General features: G+C 73.8%; 19 protein-coding genes. 8 read left to right on the forward strand and 11 right to left on the reverse strand.

Annotation, left to right across the window (positions count from 1 at the left end):
• Positions 1 to 29 precede the first annotated feature (29 nt).
• A complete protein-coding gene (locus AC07FY_RS02070; protein ID WP_478999190.1) occupies positions 30 to 779 on the reverse strand; it encodes a bifunctional DNA primase/polymerase in 750 nt (249 codons plus the stop codon).
• Between the two features lie 129 nt (positions 780 to 908).
• Entirely contained in the window at positions 909 to 1,541 is a 633-nt protein-coding gene (locus AC07FY_RS02075; RefSeq protein ID WP_478999192.1) for a TetR/AcrR family transcriptional regulator, read from the reverse strand.
• A 92-nt stretch (positions 1,542 to 1,633) separates the two neighbouring features.
• On the opposite strand from AC07FY_RS02075, the gene ddaH reads away from it, so the two are divergent.
• Entirely contained in the window at positions 1,634 to 2,482 is an 849-nt protein-coding gene (gene ddaH / locus AC07FY_RS02080; RefSeq protein WP_478999836.1) for a dimethylargininase, read from the forward strand.
• Between the two features lie 158 nt (positions 2,483 to 2,640).
• On the opposite strand, the gene AC07FY_RS02085 is transcribed toward ddaH, so the two are convergent.
• Both AC07FY_RS02085 and AC07FY_RS02090 read right to left on the reverse strand, forming a co-directional pair.
• Positions 2,641 to 3,660 carry a small ribosomal subunit Rsm22 family protein gene (locus AC07FY_RS02085; protein ID WP_478999194.1) on the reverse strand — a complete coding sequence of 340 codons (1,020 nt, stop codon included), beginning with the start codon at positions 3,658 to 3,660 and terminating at the stop codon, positions 2,641 to 2,643.
• 9 nt (positions 3,661 to 3,669) lie between these two features.
• Positions 3,670 to 4,980 (reverse strand): multidrug effflux MFS transporter, encoded by a 1,311-nt coding sequence (locus AC07FY_RS02090; protein ID WP_478999196.1) that lies wholly within the window; start codon positions 4,978 to 4,980, stop codon positions 3,670 to 3,672.
• Between the two features lie 108 nt (positions 4,981 to 5,088).
• On the opposite strand from AC07FY_RS02090, the gene AC07FY_RS02095 reads away from it, so the two are divergent.
• From AC07FY_RS02095 to AC07FY_RS02105, 3 genes are all read left to right on the forward strand, one after another.
• Positions 5,089 to 5,850 carry an SDR family oxidoreductase gene (locus AC07FY_RS02095; RefSeq protein WP_478999198.1) on the forward strand — a complete coding sequence of 254 codons (762 nt, stop codon included), beginning with the start codon at positions 5,089 to 5,091 and terminating at the stop codon, positions 5,848 to 5,850.
• A 54-nt stretch (positions 5,851 to 5,904) separates the two neighbouring features.
• The gene (locus AC07FY_RS02100) at positions 5,905 to 6,768 is read left to right on the forward strand and encodes a PhzF family phenazine biosynthesis protein (protein WP_478999200.1); all 864 of its coding nucleotides are present in this window, start codon (positions 5,905 to 5,907) and stop codon (positions 6,766 to 6,768) included.
• Positions 6,769 to 7,062: 294 nt separating this feature from the next.
• Positions 7,063 to 7,743: a PhzF family phenazine biosynthesis protein gene (locus AC07FY_RS02105; protein WP_478999202.1), complete on the forward strand. Its 681-nt coding sequence runs from the start codon at positions 7,063 to 7,065 to the stop codon at positions 7,741 to 7,743.
• 91 nt (positions 7,744 to 7,834) lie between these two features.
• Here the strand turns inward: AC07FY_RS02105 and AC07FY_RS02110 are convergent, their stop codons facing one another.
• Together AC07FY_RS02110 and map are read right to left on the reverse strand one after the other, a co-directional pair.
• The gene (locus AC07FY_RS02110) at positions 7,835 to 8,482 is read right to left on the reverse strand and encodes a biliverdin-producing heme oxygenase (RefSeq protein WP_478999204.1); all 648 of its coding nucleotides are present in this window, start codon (positions 8,480 to 8,482) and stop codon (positions 7,835 to 7,837) included.
• A gap of 118 nt (positions 8,483 to 8,600) precedes the next feature.
• The gene (gene map, locus AC07FY_RS02115; protein ID WP_478999206.1) at positions 8,601 to 9,458 is read right to left on the reverse strand and encodes a type I methionyl aminopeptidase; all 858 of its coding nucleotides are present in this window, start codon (positions 9,456 to 9,458) and stop codon (positions 8,601 to 8,603) included.
• A gap of 82 nt (positions 9,459 to 9,540) precedes the next feature.
• Here map and AC07FY_RS02120 point away from each other — a divergent pair, with 82 nt between their 5' ends.
• Positions 9,541 to 9,786 carry a hypothetical protein gene (locus AC07FY_RS02120; RefSeq protein WP_478999208.1) on the forward strand — a complete coding sequence of 82 codons (246 nt, stop codon included), beginning with the start codon at positions 9,541 to 9,543 and terminating at the stop codon, positions 9,784 to 9,786.
• A 6-nt stretch (positions 9,787 to 9,792) separates the two neighbouring features.
• On the opposite strand, the gene AC07FY_RS02125 is transcribed toward AC07FY_RS02120, so the two are convergent.
• Positions 9,793 to 10,398: a hypothetical protein gene (locus AC07FY_RS02125; RefSeq protein WP_478999210.1), complete on the reverse strand. Its 606-nt coding sequence runs from the start codon at positions 10,396 to 10,398 to the stop codon at positions 9,793 to 9,795.
• A gap of 108 nt (positions 10,399 to 10,506) precedes the next feature.
• Between AC07FY_RS02125 and npdG the strand changes: the two genes are divergently transcribed.
• Both npdG and AC07FY_RS02135 read left to right on the forward strand, forming a co-directional pair.
• Positions 10,507 to 11,223, forward strand: coding sequence for an NADPH-dependent F420 reductase (npdG, locus tag AC07FY_RS02130; protein ID WP_478999212.1), 717 nt, complete (start codon positions 10,507 to 10,509; stop codon positions 11,221 to 11,223).
• A gap of 193 nt (positions 11,224 to 11,416) precedes the next feature.
• Complete coding sequence (locus tag AC07FY_RS02135; protein WP_478999214.1) at positions 11,417 to 11,608, forward strand: hypothetical protein; 192 nt, start codon at positions 11,417 to 11,419, stop codon at positions 11,606 to 11,608.
• Here the strand turns inward: AC07FY_RS02135 and AC07FY_RS02140 are convergent.
• Complete coding sequence (locus AC07FY_RS02140; protein WP_478999216.1) at positions 11,605 to 12,405, reverse strand: site-2 protease family protein; 801 nt, start codon at positions 12,403 to 12,405, stop codon at positions 11,605 to 11,607. The genes AC07FY_RS02135 and AC07FY_RS02140 overlap by 4 nt on opposite strands.
• A 73-nt stretch (positions 12,406 to 12,478) precedes the next feature.
• Between AC07FY_RS02140 and AC07FY_RS02145 the strand changes: the two genes are divergently transcribed.
• A complete protein-coding gene (locus AC07FY_RS02145) occupies positions 12,479 to 15,886 on the forward strand; it encodes an AfsR/SARP family transcriptional regulator (protein WP_478999218.1) in 3,408 nt (1,135 codons plus the stop codon).
• A gap of 56 nt (positions 15,887 to 15,942) precedes the next feature.
• On the opposite strand, the gene AC07FY_RS02150 is transcribed toward AC07FY_RS02145, so the two are convergent.
• The 3 genes from AC07FY_RS02150 to panB all read right to left on the reverse strand — a co-directional run bounded on the left by AC07FY_RS02150 (position 15,943) and on the right by panB (position 18,793).
• Positions 15,943 to 16,794, reverse strand: coding sequence for an ABC transporter permease (locus AC07FY_RS02150; protein ID WP_478999220.1), 852 nt, complete (start codon positions 16,792 to 16,794; stop codon positions 15,943 to 15,945).
• Positions 16,791 to 17,789, reverse strand: coding sequence for an ATP-binding cassette domain-containing protein (locus tag AC07FY_RS02155; RefSeq protein ID WP_478999222.1), 999 nt, complete (start codon positions 17,787 to 17,789; stop codon positions 16,791 to 16,793). Before AC07FY_RS02155 ends, AC07FY_RS02150 begins: the two co-directional genes overlap by 4 nt.
• Positions 17,790 to 17,908: 119 nt before the next feature.
• Positions 17,909 to 18,793, reverse strand: coding sequence for a 3-methyl-2-oxobutanoate hydroxymethyltransferase (panB, locus tag AC07FY_RS02160; RefSeq protein ID WP_478999224.1), 885 nt, complete (start codon positions 18,791 to 18,793; stop codon positions 17,909 to 17,911).
• Positions 18,794 to 19,067 lie beyond the last annotated feature (274 nt).

A 19,067-nucleotide genomic window follows, 5' to 3' on the forward strand; every position in this document is an offset into this window, starting at 1 on the left:
CCCGCCGCCACCGCTGCCCGGCCCCCGGCCTACTGGCCCAGGGGCCAGGCCACCGCGGTCGGGGTCAGGTTGGCGCTGCCCGCGTAGGCGGCGCAGGCGTCGGTCAGCGTCTCCAGCAGGGTGAGCGGGTCCGGCAGCGGGTGCTCCATGCCGCGCACCCAGGTCACCGCGAGGTCGCCCGGCAGGGCCGCCGGGGGGACCAGGACGTAGCTGCCCCGGCAGTGCCACCGCAGGCCCGGGTGCTCGTCCATGGTCTCGGGATGGCAGTCCAGTTCGCAGGGCCACCACTCGTCCTCGTCCTCGGGGGTACCGCGGGTGGCGGTGAAGAAGAGCATCCTGCCCTGCTCCCCGGCCCCGCCGGACTCGGCGACCGGGCCGACCTCGATGCCGGCCCCGAGCAGCCGGGCGAGCGCGGCGGCGCCGGCCTCCAGCGGGACGTCGAGCACGTCGTGGACCATGCCGGTCGCGGTGACGAAGTTCGCCTGCGGCTGCTCGCGGGCCCAGCGTTCGACCTGCGCGCGGTCGGTCGTCGACTGGGTCTGCCAGGCGAAGGACAGCGGGTGGCGCGCGGGCGTCGGACAGCCGATCCGGTCGCACGAGCACCGGTAGCCGACGGGATGGGCGGCGGGTGCGAGCGGCAGACCGGCGGCGGCGACGGCCAGGAGGAGCGCCTCGCGCTCCGGTCCGGGGTCGTCGGCGGCCGGTTTCGGGCGCCGGCGCAGCCACTGGGAAATCCTGCTCTGCTGGCCGCGCGTGACGCGGCCGGACTCAGACCCCATCTATCCCCTCACCTCACCGTATTCCCGGCGGACCTCCACATGGTCCCACCATCCTGCGCCCCGGGTGACCGGTCTCGGGGACCGGGGGGTTGGGAACGGGTGACCGGCGACCCCCGCATACCGGCAGGATCAAGCCATTTCGGCCTCCGGTCGCTGGGTGGTGACGTTGGCCACCCCGCCCAGCACCCGGTCCACCAGCGCGTCGGCGAAGGCGTGCGTGAGCGGCTGCGTGCGCAGCAGCCAGCGGTAGGTGAGCGGGCCCAGCAGCATCTCCACCGTCAGCCGCAGATCGGTGTCCGGGGCCAGCAGGCCGGCCTCGCGCGCCGTCCGCAACCGCGCCTCGTACAGGGCGAGCTGCGGTTCGAGCAGCCGCTCGCGGAAACGGGCCGCGAGCTCGGGGTCGGTCGCCCCGGCCGCGGTGAGGGCGCGCGCGGGCGCCTCGTAGGCCTCGTCGCACAGCTCGTCCACCGTGGCCCGCAGGACGTGCTTCAGGTCCGCGGCGAGGTCCCCGGTGTCGGGGAAGCCGGTCCACGCGGCGTCCTCCTCCGCCGTCCCGGCCAGGGCGAGGGAGGCGTCGAGCAGGACGGCGGCCTTGGAGGGCCACCAGCGGTAGATGGTCTGCTTGCCGACCCCGGCCCGGGCGGCGATCGCCTCGATGGTCAGCTTGTTGTAGCCGACCTCCCCGACCAGCGCGAGCGCGGCGTCGAGGATGGCCCGCCGGGAGCGGTCGCTGCGGCGGCTGGCGTCAGGGGTCCTGGTCATGTCCTGAAACTATCAACCGAGACGTCTCGTCTTCCTCTTGTCCGTTAAACCACCCAATCAGTTCACTGCGGTGCCCGGCGTAAGGCGAGACGATTCTCTCCACACCCGCCGTAAGTCGTGAGGAGCTTTCTTTGCGCAGAGACGCCACACCCCGGCGCTATCTGATGTGCCCACCCGTGCACTTCAAGGTCACCTACTCCATCAACCCGTGGATGGACCCCACGAAACCGGTGGACCTGCCGCTCGCCCTCGCCCAGTGGGAGGACCTGAGGGACCGCTACCTCTCCCTCGGGCACACCGTCGAGACCCTCGAACCGCACCCCGGGCTCCCCGACATGGTCTTCGCGGCCAACGGGGCGGTCGTCGTCGACGGCCGCGTGCTCGGAGCCCGGTTCGCCCACCCGGAGCGGGCCGCCGAGGCCGAGATCCACCTCGAGTGGTTCCGCCGGCACGGATACCGGGACGTCCACGAGCCGTCCCACGTCAACGAGGGCGAGGGCGACTTCGCCGTCACCGCCAGCTACCTCCTGGCCGGCCGGGGCTTCCGCTCCAGCCCGCTCTCGCACGACGAGGCGCAGGAGTTCTTCGGCCGTCCCGTCATCGGCCTGGACCTGGTGGACCCGCGGTACTACCACCTCGACACCGCCCTGTGCGTCCTCGACGGCGACGAGGTCATGTACCACCCGGCCGCGTTCTCGCCGGGCAGTCAGGCCGTGCTCAGGCGCCTGTTCCCCGACGCGCTGCTCGCCGGGGAGGAGGACGCGGCGGCGCTGGGCATGAACGCGGTCTCCGACGGCCGGCACGTGCTGCTCCCGCAGGCGGCGACCGGGCTGCTGGACCCGCTGCGGGACCGGGGGTTCGAGCCGGTCCCGATGGACCTGGGCGAGCTGCTCAAGGGCGGCGGCAGCGTGAAGTGCTGCACCCAGGAGCTGAGGCCCTAGGTCCTGGCGTCGAAGGAGCGCCGGTCAGGCCCGCGGCGTCCGGTGCCGTGCATCGCAAGGCGGAGGGGCGGCCGTGTACTGGACGTACTCGGGCGCCGCGACAACGCGGCGAGGTGCGGTGCCGGGCGTCGGGCCAGGCGGGACTTCGACGACAGGGCCTAGGGGGCCGGCTGGCCCTCGGAAGCGGGCGGAGGCCAGGTCTGGCCCCAGTCGGCGTCCCGCGCCGCCTTGTAGAGGTCACCGTGGCGCTTGGTCACGGTGGCCCGGGTCAGGCCCTCCCCCTCGGGACCGCACAGGTCGAGCTGGACGAGCCCCTTGCGGATCTGCGGCCTGCGGGTGATCCGCGAGGCGGCCGGCTCCGCCGGGAAGCGGGTCGCCGCGACGTAGGCGAACTTCTCGTCCTCGTAGGCGAGGGAGCCGCCCTTGACCTTCCGGTGCAGTGAGGACCGGCTGACCCGCGCCGAGAAGTGGCACCAGTCCTGCCCGACCGCGATCGGGCAGGTCCCGTCGTGCGGGCAGGGCGCGGCGATCCGCAGCCCCGCCGCGAGCAGCTGGTCGCGGGCCTCGCGGATGCGCAGGTAGCCCTCCGGCGTGCCCGGCTCGACCAGCACCACGGCCCGGCCGGCCCGCGCCGCCTCGGCGACGACGGCCGTGCGGGCCTGCGGGGTCAGCTCGCCCAGCACGTACGAGACCGTCACCAGGTCGGCCTCGGGCAGCGTCAGCCCGGCGCCGATGACGGCCCGCCGCCAGGCCGCGCCGCGCAGCGCCGGCGAGGTGGAGGCCGCCGCCAGCTCACGGCCCAGGGTCAGCGCCGGCTCGGCCCAGTCCAGCACCGTGGTGTCCCGCGGCCCGTCCCAGGTGGCGTCCACCGCCCAGGTCGCGGCGCCCGTGCCGCCGCCCACGTCCACGTGCGAGTCCGGCGCCCACCGCGGGACCGCCCCGGCGAGGCCGCGCAGGGCGGCCCGGACGGCCTCGAAGGTGGCGGGCATCCGGTAGGCCGCGTACGCCGCCACGTCGGACCGGTCGCGCAGCACCGGCGCGTCGGTGGGGGTCTGCCCCCGGTAACTGGCGATGAGCCGCTCGACGGCGGCCGCGGCCTGCTTGGGCGGCAGTCCGTCGAGCAGCCCGCCGAGCGCGCTGCGCAGGGTGTCGGCTGTGGTGGGGGCGGAGGCGTTCACCTGCGAAGTTTACGGCGCCCCGGGCGCGGCGGTCTCACGGCTGCGCCAGGGGCGGCACAGGGCGGCGAAGCAGGCCACCGCCAGCAGGGAGCAGGTCAGCTGCACCACGGCCATCGGCACCGCCGTGCCCTCGCCCGCGATCCCGACCAGCGGCGAGGCGACCGCGCCGACCAGGAAGGAGGAGGTGCCGATCAGCGCGGACGCCGAACCGGCGGCGTGCGGGGTGCGCATCAGCGCCTGCGCGTTGGTGTTGGGCAGCACCAGGCCCATCGCCGACATCAGCACGAACAGCGCGGCGGAGATCGGGAGCAGCCCGGCCCTGCCGAACACTCCGGTCGCCATGAGCAGCAGGGCCACCGAGGAGGCCGTGATGACGGCGAGGCCGACGGTCAGGGTCTTGTCCATGTCGACCCGGCCGACCAGCAGCTTGCCGTTGATCTGGCCGACGGCGATCAGCCCGCAGGAGTTGACGCCGAACAGCAGGCTGAAGGCCTGGGGCGACGCACCGTAGATCTCCTGCACCACGAAGGGGGAGGCGGCGATGTAGGAGAACAGCACCGCGAAGGCGAAGCCGCCGGCGAGCGTGTAGCCGGTGAAGACGCGGTCGCCGAGGAGGCCCCGCATGGTCCGCAGGGCCGCGCCGACGCCGCCCGTGTGGCGCCGCTCGGGCGGCAGGGTCTCGCCGAGGCCGCGCCACACCATCAGGGTGAGGACGAGGCCGACGGCGGTGAGGACGAGGAAGACGCCCCGCCAGTCGGCGAAGCGCAGCACCTGGCCGCCGATGAGCGGGGCGACGATCGGGGCGGTGCCCGATATCAGCATGAGGTTGGAGAAGAACCGGGCCATCTCGACCCCGTCGTAGAGGTCGCGTACGACGGCCCGGGCGATGACGATCGCGGCCGCGCCGGCCAGGCCCTGGAGCAGGCGGAAGGCGATCAGGAGCTCGGCACTCGGGGCGAGGGCGCAGATCGCGGTGGCCAGGACGTACACGACCATGCCGGCGAGCAGCGGCCGCCGGCGGCCCCACTTGTCGCTCATCGGGCCGATGACGAGCTGGCCCAGGGCCATGCCGGCGAGGCAGGCGGTGAGGGTGAGCTGGATGGTGGCGGCGGGGCTGTGCAGGGCGGTGGTGACCTCCGGCAGAGCCGGGAGGTACATGTCCATGGACAGCGGCGGCAGGGCGGTGAGCCCGCCGAGGATGAAGGTGACCAGCAGGCTCGTGCGGCGTGCGGCCTTCAGGGGTGCGGCGGTGGCGGGCGCGGAGGGCGATTCGGGTGACGGTCCCTGCGTGCGGGCCGTCACGGGGCCTCTCTCCGACATGCGGAACTCCAGTCTGCTTGTCTGCTTCATGCACCCCTGACCGGCCCATGCTCTCAGCAATCGGAACGTCCGGGGGGCGGGGCGCCGTGTGACGTACTCTGCGGCCCCATGGACGAACCCACGACGAAGATCGCTGTAGTGACGGGGGCCGGGTCGGGCATCGGCCGCTCCGTGGCCCTGGTCCTGGCCGCGGCCGGCTGGTCCGTGGCGCTGGCGGGCCGCCGGGCCGAGCCGCTCCAGGAGACGGCCGAGGCGGCCGGAGCCGGCGCGGACGTGCTCTGCGTCCGTACGGACGTCAGCGATCCGGACGAGGTGGCTGCGCTGTTCGGGGCGGTGCGCGAGCGCTACGGGCGCCTGGACCTCCTCTTCAACAACGCGGGCACCTTCGGTCCCGGCGGCGTCCCGCTGGAGGACCTCTCCTACGCGGCCTGGCGCTCGGTGGTCGACGTCAACCTGACCGGTTCGTTCCTGTGCGCACAGGCCGCCTTCCGGCAGATGAAGGAGCAGGACCCGCAGGGCGGCCGCATCATCAACAACGGCTCGATCTCGGCGCACGTGCCGCGCCCGAACTCCGTCGCCTACACCGCGACCAAGCACGCGATGACCGGTCTGACCAAGTCCCTGTCGCTGGACGGCCGCCCGTACCGGATCGCCTGCGGGCAGATCGACATCGGCAACGCGGCCACCGAGATGACCGAGCGGATGCGGTCCGGGATCCTGCAGGCCAACGGGCAGCTGGCCGTCGAGCCGGTGATGGACGCCGCCGACGTGGCGCGCACGGTACGCCACATGGCGGAACTCCCGCTGGAGGCGAACGTGCAGTTCGCGACGGTGATGGCGACGGCAATGCCCTACATCGGGCGGGGCTGAGCCCGCGTCCCGGCCGCCGGGAATGCCCGCCCCGGCACGGCAGTTGAGGCGATCATGACGACGACTGAGGTACTCCGCTACACGGCCTTCTCCGGCGACCCGGAGGGCGGCAACCCCGCCGGTGTCGTGCTCGACGCGGCCGGACTGGACGACTCGGAGATGCTCGCCCTCGCCGCCGGGCTCGGTTACAGCGAGACGGCCTTCCTGACCGCCCCGCCCGAGGGGCTCGAGCGGGAGCCGGGCCGGGCGTTCACGGTGCGCTACTTCAGCCCGAAGGCGGAGGTGCCCTTCTGCGGGCACGCCACCGTCGCCACCGCCGTGGCGCTGGGGGAGCGGATCGGCCCCGGTGAGCTGCTGCTGGCGACACGGGCGGGAACGGTCCCGGTGTCCGTCACCTCCCGGGAGGGGCACCTGCGGGCCACGCTGACCAGCGTGGAGCCGCACACCGAGGAGATCGGCGCGGCCGACCTCGCCGAGGCGCTGGCCGCACTGGACTGGCCGCAGGCCGACCTGGACCCGGCGTTCCCGCCCCGGATCGCCTACGCCGGAGCCCGCCATCTGGTGCTCGGCGCCGGCACCCGGGCCCGGCTCGCGGACCTCGCCTACGACTTCGCCCGGCTGGAGGCGCTGATGCGGCGCCTGGACCTGACCACCGTGCAGCTGGTGTGGCGGGCGGGCCCGGCGGAGTTCCACGTACGGAACCCCTTCCCGGTCGGCGGGGTGGTCGAGGACCCGGCGACGGGCGCCGCCGCGGCCGCCTTCGGCGCGTACGCCCGCGAGCTCGGACTGGTCCCGCAGGACGCCGTGCTCACCCTGCACCAGGGCGCGGACCTCGGACGGCCGGGCGTGCTCACGGTGGAGCTGCGCGCCGGCGACCCGCGGGTCCGGGTGGGCGGCGAGGCGGTCCGGATCGCCTGAGCGCGGGCGGGCGGCGGTCAGCCGGCGGTGGCGTCCTGGGCGTCGGGCACCTGCGGCGCCGCGGCCGCCGGGCGGGCCCGCCCGGCGAAGAACAGCACCAGTCGTCCTTGTCGCGGACGCCCGGCGGGACGGCGAAGACGGCCGAACCCACGTGCTGGATGTATGCGCTGAGGACATCGCCCTTGACCAGGCTGCGCCGGATCGGGACGAAGCCCCCCGTAGACCGCCGGCGGGGCCCGTGCCTCCTCGCCCGGCGGCACACGGCCGGGTGCCGGGCCGTGCTTGAATGCCCGCGTGAACGATCAACTCGACGTGCTGCGGGTGTTCTGTGCGGGCGACGGCCGGCACGGCAACCTGCTCGGTGTCGTACGGGACGGCCGGGTCTGCCCCGACGACGCGTCGCGGCAGGCCCTGGCCGCCGGACTCGGCTACAGCGAGACGGTGTTCGTCGACGATCCCGAGCGCGGGATCGTCGACATCCGCACGCCCGGCACGCGGATGTCCTTCGCCGGGCACCCGCTGGTCGGGCTCGCCTGGCTGCTGGACATCGAGGAGCTCCGGCCGCCGGCCGGGCCCGTGGGGGCCCGCGACGACGGCGAGTTCACCTGGATCACGGCCCGCCCCGAGTGGGTCGAGGGCAAGCGCACCGAGCAGTACGGGTCGGCCGCCGAGGTCGAGGCCCTGCCCGCCCCGCCCCCGGGCGAGGGCTGGCTGTACGCGTGGGCCTGGGAGGACGAGACCGCCGGACGGGTGCGCGCCCGCGGCTTCCCGCGCCGCCCCGACGGGGTGATCGCGGAGGACGAGGCCACCGGCTCGGCGGCGATCCTGCTTACGGCCCAGCTCAACCGCGCCCTGAACATCACGCAGGGCGGGGGCTCGCAGATCCTCACCGCGCCCAACCCCGACGGCACCGTGGAGATCGGCGGCCGTGTCCGCTTCGCCCGGCAGGCACCGCCGCCCGCCTCCCGCGGCTGAGGGCGGACCCGGGCGGGCTCGCGGGCCGGCCCCGGACGTGCGGGCAGGGCCGGCCCCGCGCGTGTGCAGGGGCCGGCCCTCCCGGCGCGCGCTACGCGCTGAGCCGGAACTCCTCGCCGAGCTCGCGGAAGACCGCGCCGTTGTAGTCGAAGGCGCGCTTGCACTCGTCGACGATGCGCTGCTTCTCCAGATCGTCCACCGCGATGGCGTCCAGCAACTCGCGGTAGGTCCGCTTGAAGGCGGCGGGGTTCGCGATGTCGGCGAAGACGTAGAAGCGCACGCCGTCGCCCTTGCGCTCGAAGCCCCAGGTGCGCTCCGCCTTGTCCCGGATGATCTGGCCGCCGGAGAGGTCGCCCAGGTAGCGGGTGTAGTGGTGGGCGACGTAGCCGCCGGGCCACTCGGCCGCGCACCGGGCCACCCGGGCGGCGTAGGCCTCGGTCGCGGGCAGCGCCACCACGCTGCTCCGCCACTGCGGACCCAGCAGGTGCGCGAGGTCGCGCTCGATCGCGGCGACCCGCAGCAGCTCCGGCCGGATGAAGGGACCGGCGACGGGGTCGTCCCGCAGGGCCGCGGCCGCGTCCTCCAGGGCCCGGTAGACGAACCACAGCTGCTCGGTGTAGCGCGTGTAGGCATCCACACCGAGCCGGCCGCCGAGCAGGTCGCTCATGAAGGTCGACGTCTCCGCTTCGGTGTGCTGTTCGTGCGAGGCGACGCGAATGACCGTAGAGAAGGCGTCCAAGACGGACCTCCAGGAAGAGGAATCAGACGTGGCGGCAGGGCCACCACGTCTGATCTTCCTACTCGGGAGCCTGAAGTCAATGGCTTCCCGACGCTTTGTCGGTAAAACGCGGGTGCCCCTACGGGAGCGTCAGGATCTCCGCCCCGTCGTCCGTGACGACCAGCGTGTGCTCGAACTGCGCGGTCCGCTTGCGGTCCTTGGTCACGACGGTCCAGCCGTCCTCCCACATGTCGTACTCGTGGGTGCCCAGGGTCAGCATCGGCTCGATGGTGAAGGTCATCCCGGGCTCGATCACGGTGGTCGCGTGCGGGCTGTCGTAGTGCGGGATGATCAGGCCGGAGTGGAACGACGCATTGATGCCGTGGCCGGTGAAGTCCCGGACCACGCCGTAGCCGAAGCGCTTCGCATACGACTCGATGACCCGGCCGATGATGTTGATCTGGCGGCCCGGCTTGACGGCCTTGATGGCCCGGTTCAGTGCCTCCCGGGTGCGCTCCACCAGCAGCCGCGACTCCTCGTCCACCTCGCCGCACAGGTACGTGGCGTTGTTGTCGCCGTGGACCCCGCCGATGTAGGCGGTCACGTCGAGGTTCACGATGTCGCCGTCGCGCAGCACGGTGGAGTCCGGGATCCCGTGGCAGATGACCTCGTTCACCGACGAGCACAGCGACTTGGGGAAGCCCCGGTAGCCCAGCGTCGACGGGTAGGCGCCGTGGTCGCACATGTACGCGTGCGCGACCCGGTCCAGCTCGTCGGTGGTCACCCCCGGCGCGATCAGCTTGGCGGCCTCCTCCATCGCCCGGGCGGCGATCCGGCCGGCGATGCGCATGGCCTCGATGGTCTCGGCCGACTGCACCTCCGGTCCGGTGTAGGGGGTCGGGGCGGGCTTGCCCACGTACTCGGGACGGCGGATGTTTCCGGGAACGGAACGGACGGGGGAGAGCTCGCCTGGTACGAGCAGCGACTGGCCAGACATGCAAGCGAGTGTATCCAGCGGGGATGGGGCAGCATGGCGGCGTAGGAGCGCAAGCGGCGGTATCGAGAGGAGCCCGACAGCGATGGCCCTGTTCAAGAAGCGTCAGGTGGGCAAACCGGGCGAGTGGTACTACTGCCTGGTACACCAGAAGGTCGAGGGAGGCCCCGACTGCCCGGCCAAGGACCGCTTCGGTCCGTACGGCAGCCGGGAGGAGGCCGCCCACGCCATGGAGACGGCGCAGGAACGCAACCTCGAATGGCAGAACGACCCCAAGTGGAACGACGCGTCCCGGCAGGACGGGGGCGGCGCGGGCGGCACGGCGACCTGACGGCGGCTACCAGCGGCTGGGCGGCGGCGCGGTCAGCTGGTCGGCCAGCCGCGCCAACCGGTCCCGGAACCGGCGCGACCCGCGCTGCACCGGCAGGCCGTTCTCCCCGGCCGCCGCGCTGACCAGGTGCTGCACGGTGTCCAGGTCCAGCTCGGCGGAACCCTCCGGCACCGACAGCGCGTCGTGGGCGAGCGTGCCCAGTTCCGGATCACCGCCGTCGAGGGACAGTACGGTCGCCCCCGCGCGCCGGGCGTCGTGGACCCGCTCCAGCAGCCCCCCGCCCGGCTCCCCGGGAGCCACCACCAGCAGCGTGTGCCCGCGCCGGGCCGCCTCCAGCCTGCCCAGCCCCACCGACAGGTGCGGCGGCTGACCGGGCAGCACCCGGTGGCGTACGAGGGTGGGCGCCAGCTCCGGCTGCCCCGACCAGGCGGCCTCGTCCACCAGGTGCGCCGCCAGGTGCCAGGGCTCGTACCGCTCGGTCCCCACGAGCAGCAGGTTCCCGCCGGCCGGCACGACGCAGCGCCGCAGCGAGCCGGCGAAGCGGCGCGCGGCGCCGGGCCACTGCGTACCGGCGAGAACCTCGCGCAGCAGCGCCACTCTCACGGCGTCCATGGCGGCATCCTGCCGCATGAACCGGACATCGGCGACCACTTCCCTCCCTTTCGCCCGCCCCGGTCCCTCGTCTCCTCCTCTGCGGTACTCGGCAGTACTCTCGCCCCCATGACCTCCACAGACAGCACGCAGCAGCCCCCGGCCAAGGCGCCCGCCAAGGACCCGTGGGACCTCCCGGACGTCTCCGGCCTCGTCGTCGGCGTCCTCGGCGGCACCGGCGACCAGGGCCGCGGCCTGGCCTACCGGCTCGCCCGGGCCGGCCAGAAGGTGATCATCGGCTCCCGCGCCGCCGACCGCGCGCACGCCGCCGCCGGGGAACTGGGCCTCGGTGTGGAGGGCGCGGAGAACGCGGAGTGCGCGCGACGCAGCGACATCGTGATCATCGCGGTGCCGTGGGAGGGCCACGCCAAGACCCTCGAAGCACTCCGCGAGGACCTGGCGGGCAAGCTCGTCGTGGACTGCGTCAACCCGCTCGGCTTCGACAAGCAGGGCGCCTACGCGCTGCGGGTCGAGGAGGGCAGCGCCGCCCAGCAGGCCGCCGCCCTGCTCCCCGACTCCCGTGTCACCGCGGCCTTCCACCACCTGTCGGCGGTCCTGCTCCAGGACGAGTCGGTCGACGAGATCGACACCGACGTGATGGTCCTCGGCGAATCCCGCGCCGACACCGACCTCGTCCAGGCCCTCGCCGCCCGCATCCCGGGCATGCGCGGCGTCTTCGCGGGCCGCCTGCGCAACGCCCACCAGGTCGAGTCCCTGGTGGCCAACCTCATCTCGGCGAACCGCCGCTACAAGGCCCACGCGGGCCTCCGCATCACGGACGTCTGACCCCGCGGCCCCGCGGCCCCGCGGCCCCGCGGCCCCGCGGCCCCGCGGCCCCGCGGCCCCGCGGCCCCACGGCCCCGCGGCCCCACGGCCCCGCGGGCCGGCGGGCCCCGGTCCTCCTTACGGGAACACTGCGGGGCATGGGGGACACTGGAGGGGCTCGGCCCCCGTTCTGTGTTTTCGAGGAGCTCTTCCCATGCCCCGCCTTGCCGTCTTCGCCGTTGTCGTCTGCGTCCTCGCCGTGGCCGCGGCCGTCGTCGCCTTCGTGGAGGGCAGCTTCATCGGGATCGTCTGGGTGCTGCTCGCCGGTCTCACGTCCAACATGGCCTGGTACTACGTCCGCAAGGCGAAGGCCGACAAGGCGCGCGCCTCCCGGGTCGCCTCCTAGTTCCCGGGGACCTCGCACAGGCCCTCGGGCTCCTGCCAGAAGCGGTAGAGGTCGTGGCCGCAGTACGTCTCCAGGTCCGACGCGCCGAGGCCGGTCAGGATGCCGCGCACCACGTCGAAGAAGAAGGCGTTGACCTCGGGGATCCACAGCAGCGCGAACACCGCGATCAGGCCGAACGGCGCCAGCGGCGCCAGTTCGCGGCGGATCCGGTGGGAGAGCCAGGGCTCGATCACCCCGTAGCCGTCGAGGCCCGGCACCGGCAGGAAGTTCAAGATCGCCGCCGAGACCTGGAGCAGGGCCAGGAAGGCCAGCGCGTAGCGGAAGGCGAGCGGGACGCCGTCCAGGGCGTCCAGCCAGAACGGTGCGGTGCACACCACCGCGAAGACCACGTTGGCCAGCGGACCCGCCGCCGAGATGAGGCTGTGCTTCCAGCGCCCCCGGATGCGGTCGCGCTCGATGTACACCGCGCCACCGGGCAGGCCCAGGCCGCCCAGGATCACGAAGAGCACCGGCAGGACGATGCTGAGCAGCGCGTGCGTGTACTTCAGCGGGTTCAGCGTCAGGTAGCCCTTGGCACCCACCGAGAGGTCGCCGCCGTGCAGGGCGGTGCGGGCGTGCGCGTACTCGTGCAGGCAGAGGGAGACCACCCACGCCGAGGTCACGAAGAGGAACACGGCGAGCCCGGTGCTCGTCGAGTACCCCGTCCACACGGCCCAGCCGGTGACGGCCATGACGGCCGCGATGCCGAGGAACACGGAACTGATCCGCCGCTCGCCGCGGCTGCCCTGGTGACCCATGCCGCGCAACCTATCCCGACCGCCGCGCAGAAATGCGGTCGGGGTCGGACGCCGCTACGGGGACAATGGGCCGGTGCGTTACGCGATTCTCGGTACGACCCAGGCCACGCGCGACGACGGGAGCCCCGTCGCCGTCGGCGGAGCGCGCCTGCGGGCGCTCCTGACCGCGCTCGCCCTGCGGCCCGGCCGGGCGGTTCCGGCGCACCTGCTGGTCGCCGAGGTGTGGGACAGCGACGAACCGGCCGACGCCCCGGCCGCCCTCCAGGCGCTGGTCGCGAGGCTGCGGCGGGCGCTGGGCCACGAGACCGTGCGCTCCGCCGAGGGCGGCTACCTGCTGGCCGCCGACGGCGAGGACGTCGACCTGTACCGCTTCGAGCGGCTGGCCCGGTCCGGGGCCGAGGCCCTGGACAGCGGGGACCCGGCCAAGGCCGCGGCCCTGTACGAGGAGGCGCTCGCGCTGTGGCGCGGCCCCGCCCTGGTCGACCTGCCCGACCCGGCCGCGGAGTCCGCGCGCTGGGAGGCCGTACGGATGGACGCGCGCCGGGGCCGGCTCGGCGCGGCCCTGGCCCTGGGCGGGGCGGAGCAGGCACTGCCGGAGCTGACCGCGCTGTGCGCGCGCCGGCCGCTCGACGAGCCCCTGCAGGCCCTGCGGATCCGGGCCCTGCGCGACGCCCACCGCCCGGCGGAGGCCCTCCATGCCTACGACTCCGTACGCCGCGAGCTGGCCGCCCGGCTCGGCACGGACCCCGGCCCGGCCCTGCGCGCCCTGCACGCCGAGCTCCTGAACCCCCTCCCCGAGACCGCGCCCGCCGCCCTCGGCACCCCGGGCCCGGGCAGGCAGCCGGCCCTGCCCCAGCACCCCGGCGAGGCGGCCCGGGCGGCTGCCGCCCCGGCGCCGCCGCCCGGTCGGCAGGCCGAGCCGCCCGCCCCGCACACCGAGCCACCCTCCCGGCAGCCCGCGCAGGGCAACCTGCGGGCCCGGCTCACTACCTTCGTCGGGCGCGAGGACGACATCCGCGTCATCGGCGCCGACCTCGCCCGCGCCCGGCTCGTCACCCTGCTCGGGCCCGGCGGGGCGGGCAAGACCCGGCTCTCCCAGGAGGCCGCCGAGGCACAGGAACCGGACGGCTGGCCCGACGGGGTGTGGTTCGTCGAGCTGGCCCCCGTGGACGATCCGGAGGACGTCGCCGAGGCCGTCCTCGCCGCGCTCGGGGCGCGGGAGACCAAACTGCGCGGGGCCGCCGCCGAAGAGCTGCGCGCCCTGACCGACCGCACCGGCGACGACCCCCTCGACCGCCTCGCCGAACACTGCGCACGGCGGCGGCTCCTGCTGCTGCTCGACAACTGCGAGCACGTCGTGGAGGCGGCCGCGGTGCTCGCCGAGCGGCTGCTCACGCACTGCCCCGGCGTGCGGATCCTCGCCACCAGCCGCGAACCCCTCGGGGTCCCGGGGGAGACGCTGCGCCCGGTGGAGCCGCTGCCCGACCCGGTCGCGCTGCGGCTCCTCGCCGACCGCGGGGCCGCCGCCCGCGCCGGTTTCACCGTGACCGAGGACCCGGCGGCCTGCGCCGAGATCTGCCGCCGCCTCGACGGGCTGCCGCTCGCCATCGAACTGGCCGCGGCCCGCCTGCGGCTGCTCACCCCCCGCCAGATCGCCGACCGCCTCGACGACCGCTTCCGGCTCCTGACCAGCGGCAGCCGCACCCTGCTGCCCCGGCAGCAGACCCTGCGCGCCGTCGTGGACTGGTCCTGGGAGCTGCTGGAGGAGCCCGAACGCACCGTGCTGCGCCGGCTGTCCGTCTTCGCGGGCGGCTGCGACCTCGCCGCCGCCGAGACGGTCTGCGCCGGCGGGGTGGACGACGTCGCCGAGACCCTCGGCTCCCTGGTCGACAAGTCCCTCGTCGTGGCCGCCCCCGGCACCGACGGCTCCGGCATGCGCTACCGCCTGCTGGAGACGGTCGGCGAGTACGCCGCCGAGCGCCTCGCCGAGGCGGGCCGGGACCGTGCGGACACCGAGCGCCGCCACCTGGTGCACTACCGCGAACTGGCCCGTACCAGCGAGCCGCTGCTGCGCGGCCACGGCCAGCGGGCCGCCGCCGACCGGCTCGCCACCGAGTACGAGAACGTCCGTACGGCCCTGCGCCGGGCCGTCGCCGCCCGCGACGCCGACGAAGTCCTGTGCCTGGTCCACGCGCTGGGCTGGTACTGGCACATGCACGACCTGCGCACCGAGTCCCGGCACTGGTCCGAGGCGGCCTGCGCCCTCGGCCCCGACCCGTTCGCGGCGCCCGTGGTCCCGGCGGAGCCCGTGTACGAGCAGCTCGTCGACGCGCCCCCGCCCTACAGCGGCGAAGTGCGCGCCGAGGCATGGCGCGCCGTCCACCTGGTCCGGCTGGCCTCCCGCGACCAGACCAAGGGCAGCTGGAACAGCCCCGAGGTGCGCGCCCAGGTCGACGGGGTGATCGCCGCCTACCGCCCGGGGCTGCCGCAGACCTGCCGGACCCCCGCCTCCCTGTGGGTCTACGCCGTGATGATCGCGGGCGATCCCGGCCGGCTCCAGCGGGTCGTCGACGCGACCGTCGAGACCGCCCGTGAGCTCGGCTACCGCTGGGAGCTGGCCTCCGCCCTCCAGCTGCGGGCCAACATCCTCGCCAACCGGGCCGACTGGGCCGGCGACGCCTCCCGCGACGCCGACGAGAGCCTGGCCCTGTTCCGCGAGCTCGGCGACGCCTGGGGCTGCGCCGAGGCGCTCTCCGCCCGCGCCGAGTCCCTGGAGAAGCGCGGATCGTACGCGGCGGCCGCCCGGGACTTCCGCGAGGCCATCGCGTACGCCGAACGCCTGGGCGCCAAGGCGCAGGTGACGGTCCTGCGGGTGCGGATGGCCGGGACGCTCAGTGAGGCCGGGCGGATGGAGGAGGCCGAGGAGATCCTCACCGAGATCGTCGCCACGGTGCAGAGTCACGGCAACGAGGCCATGCCGGCCGCCCGGATGTTCCTGGCCGGCATCCTGGGCCGCACCGGCCGGATCCCGCAGGCCCGCGCGCAGCTCCTGAGGCTGCGGGAGGAGTTCGCCTTCGGCGCGTTCGCCATCTTCGACGGCTTCCTGCTCGGCACCCTGGCCTGGCTGTCGAACCAGGAGGAGGCGTACGAGGAGGCGCTCGACCTGCTGCGCCAGGCGATGGACAGCGTGCAGGACCCGCTCGCCCGGATGGTGGCCCCGCAGATGCCGGCGGTCTACCTGGTGACCGCGGCGCGCTCCCTGGCCTCGCTCGGCGGCCCGCGCCGGACGTACGACGCCGTCCGGCTGCTCGGCGCCTACCGGGCGCTGCTGCCGCCGGGGCACTTCCCCGTCAGCACGGAACGCGAGGACGCCGCCCGCACGGAGGAGCTGGCGCGGGCGGCCCTGGGCGAGGAGGGGTACGGGGCGGCGTACGCCGAAGGCGGCGGCCTCACCCTGGAGGAGGCCACCGCCCTCGTCTGACCCGGCCTCCGGCCGGGGCCCGCCCGGGACGCGATCCGAACGGACCGGTCCGCGGGTCAGGTCTTCTGGCGGAACTTGCGCACCGCGAGCGGCATGGTGACGGCCGTGATGGCCACCGACCACGCCAGGGTCATCCACACCGAGTCGCCGACCGGAGTCCCGTTGATCAGGGCGCGGGCCGCGTCGGCCAGGTTGGACAGCGGGTTGTAGTCCGTGAAGGCCTGCAGCCAGCCCGGCATCGTGGACGGCGGGGCGAAGATCGAGCTGCCGAACTGGAGCGGCATCAGGACCAGCATCGCCATGCCCTGGACGGCCTGCGCGGTCTTCATGGTGAGACCGAGCAGAATGAAGATCCACATCAGCGAGGCGCCGAAGACGGCGGACAGGCCGATGGCCAGGAACAGGTCCAGCACCGAGGACTTGATGGACAGGCCGAGGATGAAGCCCACGCCGAGCAGGATGGTGATGGCCACCATCATCCGGCCGAGCTCGACCACGATCTTGGCGAGGAGGACGGACGAGCGGGCGATCGGCATGGACCGGAAGCGGTCCATCACGCCCTTCTTGAAGTCGTCGTTGACGCCCGTGCCGACGGCCATGGCGATGTTCATGCCCATCATGGCCATGAGGCCCGGCACCACGTAGTTGACGTAGTCCGCCTGGTTGCCCTTGCCGGAGATCGCGCCGCCGAAGACGAAGACGAACAGCAGCGTGAAGATGATCGGCATGAACAGGACGTCGAACATCGACTCGGGGTCCTGCTTGATCTGCAGGGCGTTGCGGCGCACCAGGGCGCCGATGTGCCGCAGGTTGGCGCGCAGGCCGATGCGGCCCTCGCCGTGCGCTCCGGCGGCCGCGGCCGGGGCGGCCGCGCGGTCGGCGGGCTTCGTCGTGGTTGCGGTGCTCATGCCGCGACCTCCTCGGTCAGCTCGGTCAGCTCGGTGGGCTTCTGGCCGGTGATCGACAGGAACACCTCGTCCAGGCTGGGCAGGTAGGTGCCGAGATCCGCGATCGCGTACCCGCGGGCGGCCAGCAGGCCGACCACCGCGGTCAGCTGCTCGTCGCTGAGGATGGGCACCAGCAGGACGCCCTCGTCCGGCACGGCCTGCGAGCCGGCCACGCCGTCGAGCCCGGCCTCGGCCAGGGAGCGGGCCATGCCCGGCAGGTCGGCCGGGTCCACGGGGCGCAGCCGCAGCGTGCGGCCGCCGACGCGGGCCTTCAGCTCGTCGACCTTGCCGTTGGCGATGACCTTGCCGCGGTCGATGACCGTCAGCTCGCTGGCGAGCTGCTCGGCCTCCTCCATGTACTGGGTGGTGAGCAGGACCGTGGCCCCCTCGGCGACCAGCCGCTGCACCTCGTCCCAGACCTCGTTGCGGGTGCGGGGGTCCAGCCCGGTGGTCGGCTCGTCCAGGTAGAGCACGGCCGGGTTGCCGATCAGGGAGGCCGCCAGGTCCAGCCGGCGGCGCATGCCGCCGGAGTAGTTCATGGCGGCCTTCTTCGCGGCCTCGGTCAGGGAGAACCGCTCCAGCATCTCGTCGGCGCGGGACCGGGCGTCCTTGCGGGACAGGTCGAGCAGCCGCCCGATCATGTAGAGGTTCTCCCAGCCGGAGAGCTTCTCGTCGACCGAGGCGTACTGACCGGTCAGGCCGATGGTGCGGCGCAGCTGCCGCGGCTGGCGGACCACGTCGAAGCCGGCGACGGTCGCGGTCCCGGCGTCCGGGACGATCAGGGTGGACAGGCAGCGGACCAGGGTGGTCTTGCCGGCGCCGTTGGGACCCAGGACCCCGAGGACGGTGCCCTCGCGGACGTCCAGGTCGACCCCGTCCAGGGCCTTGGTCTCGCCGTAGTGCTTGACCAGCCCCCGTACTTCCACGGCGTTGGGGTTCTTGTCGTTTCGCGTCATGACCCCCATGGGACCAGCCGCCACTGACAAAGCACCGACAGCCGGCCGACAGACGGCCGACAGCCGGCCGACGGGCGCCCGTCGGCCGGCTGCGGGTCAGGGAGGGGGGAGCATCCCGCTCAGTGGAAGGCGTGCTCCGCCTGCGGGAACGTTCCGCCCACCACGTCCTCGGCGAAGGCCCTCGCCGCGTCGCTCATGGTCTGGCGCAGGTTCGCGTACTGCTTGACGAACTTCGGCATCTTCCCGCCGGTCAGACCCATCATGTCGGTCCACACCAGCACCTGCGCGTCGCACTCCGCGCCCGCGCCGATGCCGACCGTCGGGATGTGCAGGGACCGGGTGACCTCGGCGGCCAGCTCGGCGGGGACCAGCTCCAGCACCACGGCGAAGGCTCCCGCGTCCTGCGCGGCCTTGGCGTCGCGCAGCAGCTGGTGCGCGGCCTCGTCGGTGCGGCCCTGCACCCGGTAGCCCATGGCGTTGACGGACTGCGGGGTCAGGCCCAGGTGGGACATGACCGGGATGCCGGCCTGCACGATCAGCTCGGTCTGGGCCAGCGACCGCTCGCCGCCCTCCAGCTTGACCGCTCCCACGCCGGCCTCCTTGACCAGGCGGGTGGCGCTGCGCAGCGCCTGCACGGCGCCTTCCTGGTAGGAGCCGAACGGCATGTCGCCGATGACCAGGGCGCGGCTCGTGCCCCGGACGACGGCCGCCGACAGCATGGTCATCTGGTCCATCGTGACCGGGACGGTGGTGTCGTAGCCGAGGTGGCAGTTGCCCATGGAGTCGCCGACCAGGATCACCGGGATGCCGGCCCCGTCGAACACGGACGCGGTCATCGCGTCGTAGGCGGTGAGCATGGGCCACTTCTCGCCGCGTTCCTTGGCGAGGTTCAGGTCGCGGATGGTGATGCGCCGGGTGCCCGAGCCCCCGTACAGGGTGGTGGAACCCGACGTGGCTGCGGCCGCGGGCGCGGGTTCGCGGGCAGGCGAAACGGCATGCGTCATTGCAACTGCTCCTTGTGTCATCTCGAGGCGCCCTCACGGCGTCCCCGGACTCACCCCCCATGGTCGCACCCGGGTGGCCCGTGGCGGAAGTGGCCGCGGCGCCGGGCCGGGCGCGGCCTAGTCCCGCTCGAGCCAATGTGCGCGTTTCGTGACAAGCGGAACCCCTGGCGCACGTGCGTTCGTCCTCCGGAACGGACGACCGCGACAGGCGGTCGTGGGGAAGATACGGAAGGCTCCGTGCATCGCCTAGGGTCAAGGGGCGGGGACGGAGCGC

This window comes from Streptomyces sp. NPDC045967 (assembly GCF_056430495.1).

Excerpts from the sequence above, each read along its gene's own strand:
- AC07FY_RS02095 (WP_478999198.1), top strand. The coding sequence starts at position 5,089 with ATGGACGAACCCACGACGAAGATCGCTGTAGTGACGGGGGCCGGGTCG.
- panB (WP_478999224.1), bottom strand. The coding sequence starts at position 18,793 with ATGACGCATGCCGTTTCGCCTGCCCGCGAACCCGCGCCCGCGGCCGCA.
- AC07FY_RS02135 (WP_478999214.1), top strand. The coding sequence starts at position 11,417 with ATGCCCCGCCTTGCCGTCTTCGCCGTTGTCGTCTGCGTCCTCGCCGTG.
- AC07FY_RS02140 (WP_478999216.1), bottom strand. The coding sequence starts at position 12,405 with ATGGGTCACCAGGGCAGCCGCGGCGAGCGGCGGATCAGTTCCGTGTTC.
- AC07FY_RS02150 (WP_478999220.1), bottom strand. The coding sequence starts at position 16,794 with ATGAGCACCGCAACCACGACGAAGCCCGCCGACCGCGCGGCCGCCCCG.
- npdG (WP_478999212.1), top strand. The coding sequence starts at position 10,507 with ATGACCTCCACAGACAGCACGCAGCAGCCCCCGGCCAAGGCGCCCGCC.
- map (WP_478999206.1), bottom strand. The coding sequence starts at position 9,458 with ATGTCTGGCCAGTCGCTGCTCGTACCAGGCGAGCTCTCCCCCGTCCGT.
- AC07FY_RS02155 (WP_478999222.1), bottom strand. The coding sequence starts at position 17,789 with ATGACGCGAAACGACAAGAACCCCAACGCCGTGGAAGTACGGGGGCTG.
- AC07FY_RS02120 (WP_478999208.1), top strand. The coding sequence starts at position 9,541 with ATGGCCCTGTTCAAGAAGCGTCAGGTGGGCAAACCGGGCGAGTGGTAC.
- AC07FY_RS02125 (WP_478999210.1), bottom strand. The coding sequence starts at position 10,398 with ATGGACGCCGTGAGAGTGGCGCTGCTGCGCGAGGTTCTCGCCGGTACG.
- AC07FY_RS02070 (WP_478999190.1), bottom strand. The coding sequence starts at position 779 with ATGGGGTCTGAGTCCGGCCGCGTCACGCGCGGCCAGCAGAGCAGGATT.
- AC07FY_RS02090 (WP_478999196.1), bottom strand. The coding sequence starts at position 4,980 with ATGTCGGAGAGAGGCCCCGTGACGGCCCGCACGCAGGGACCGTCACCC.
- AC07FY_RS02075 (WP_478999192.1), bottom strand. The coding sequence starts at position 1,541 with ATGACCAGGACCCCTGACGCCAGCCGCCGCAGCGACCGCTCCCGGCGG.
- AC07FY_RS02100 (WP_478999200.1), top strand. The coding sequence starts at position 5,905 with ATGACGACGACTGAGGTACTCCGCTACACGGCCTTCTCCGGCGACCCG.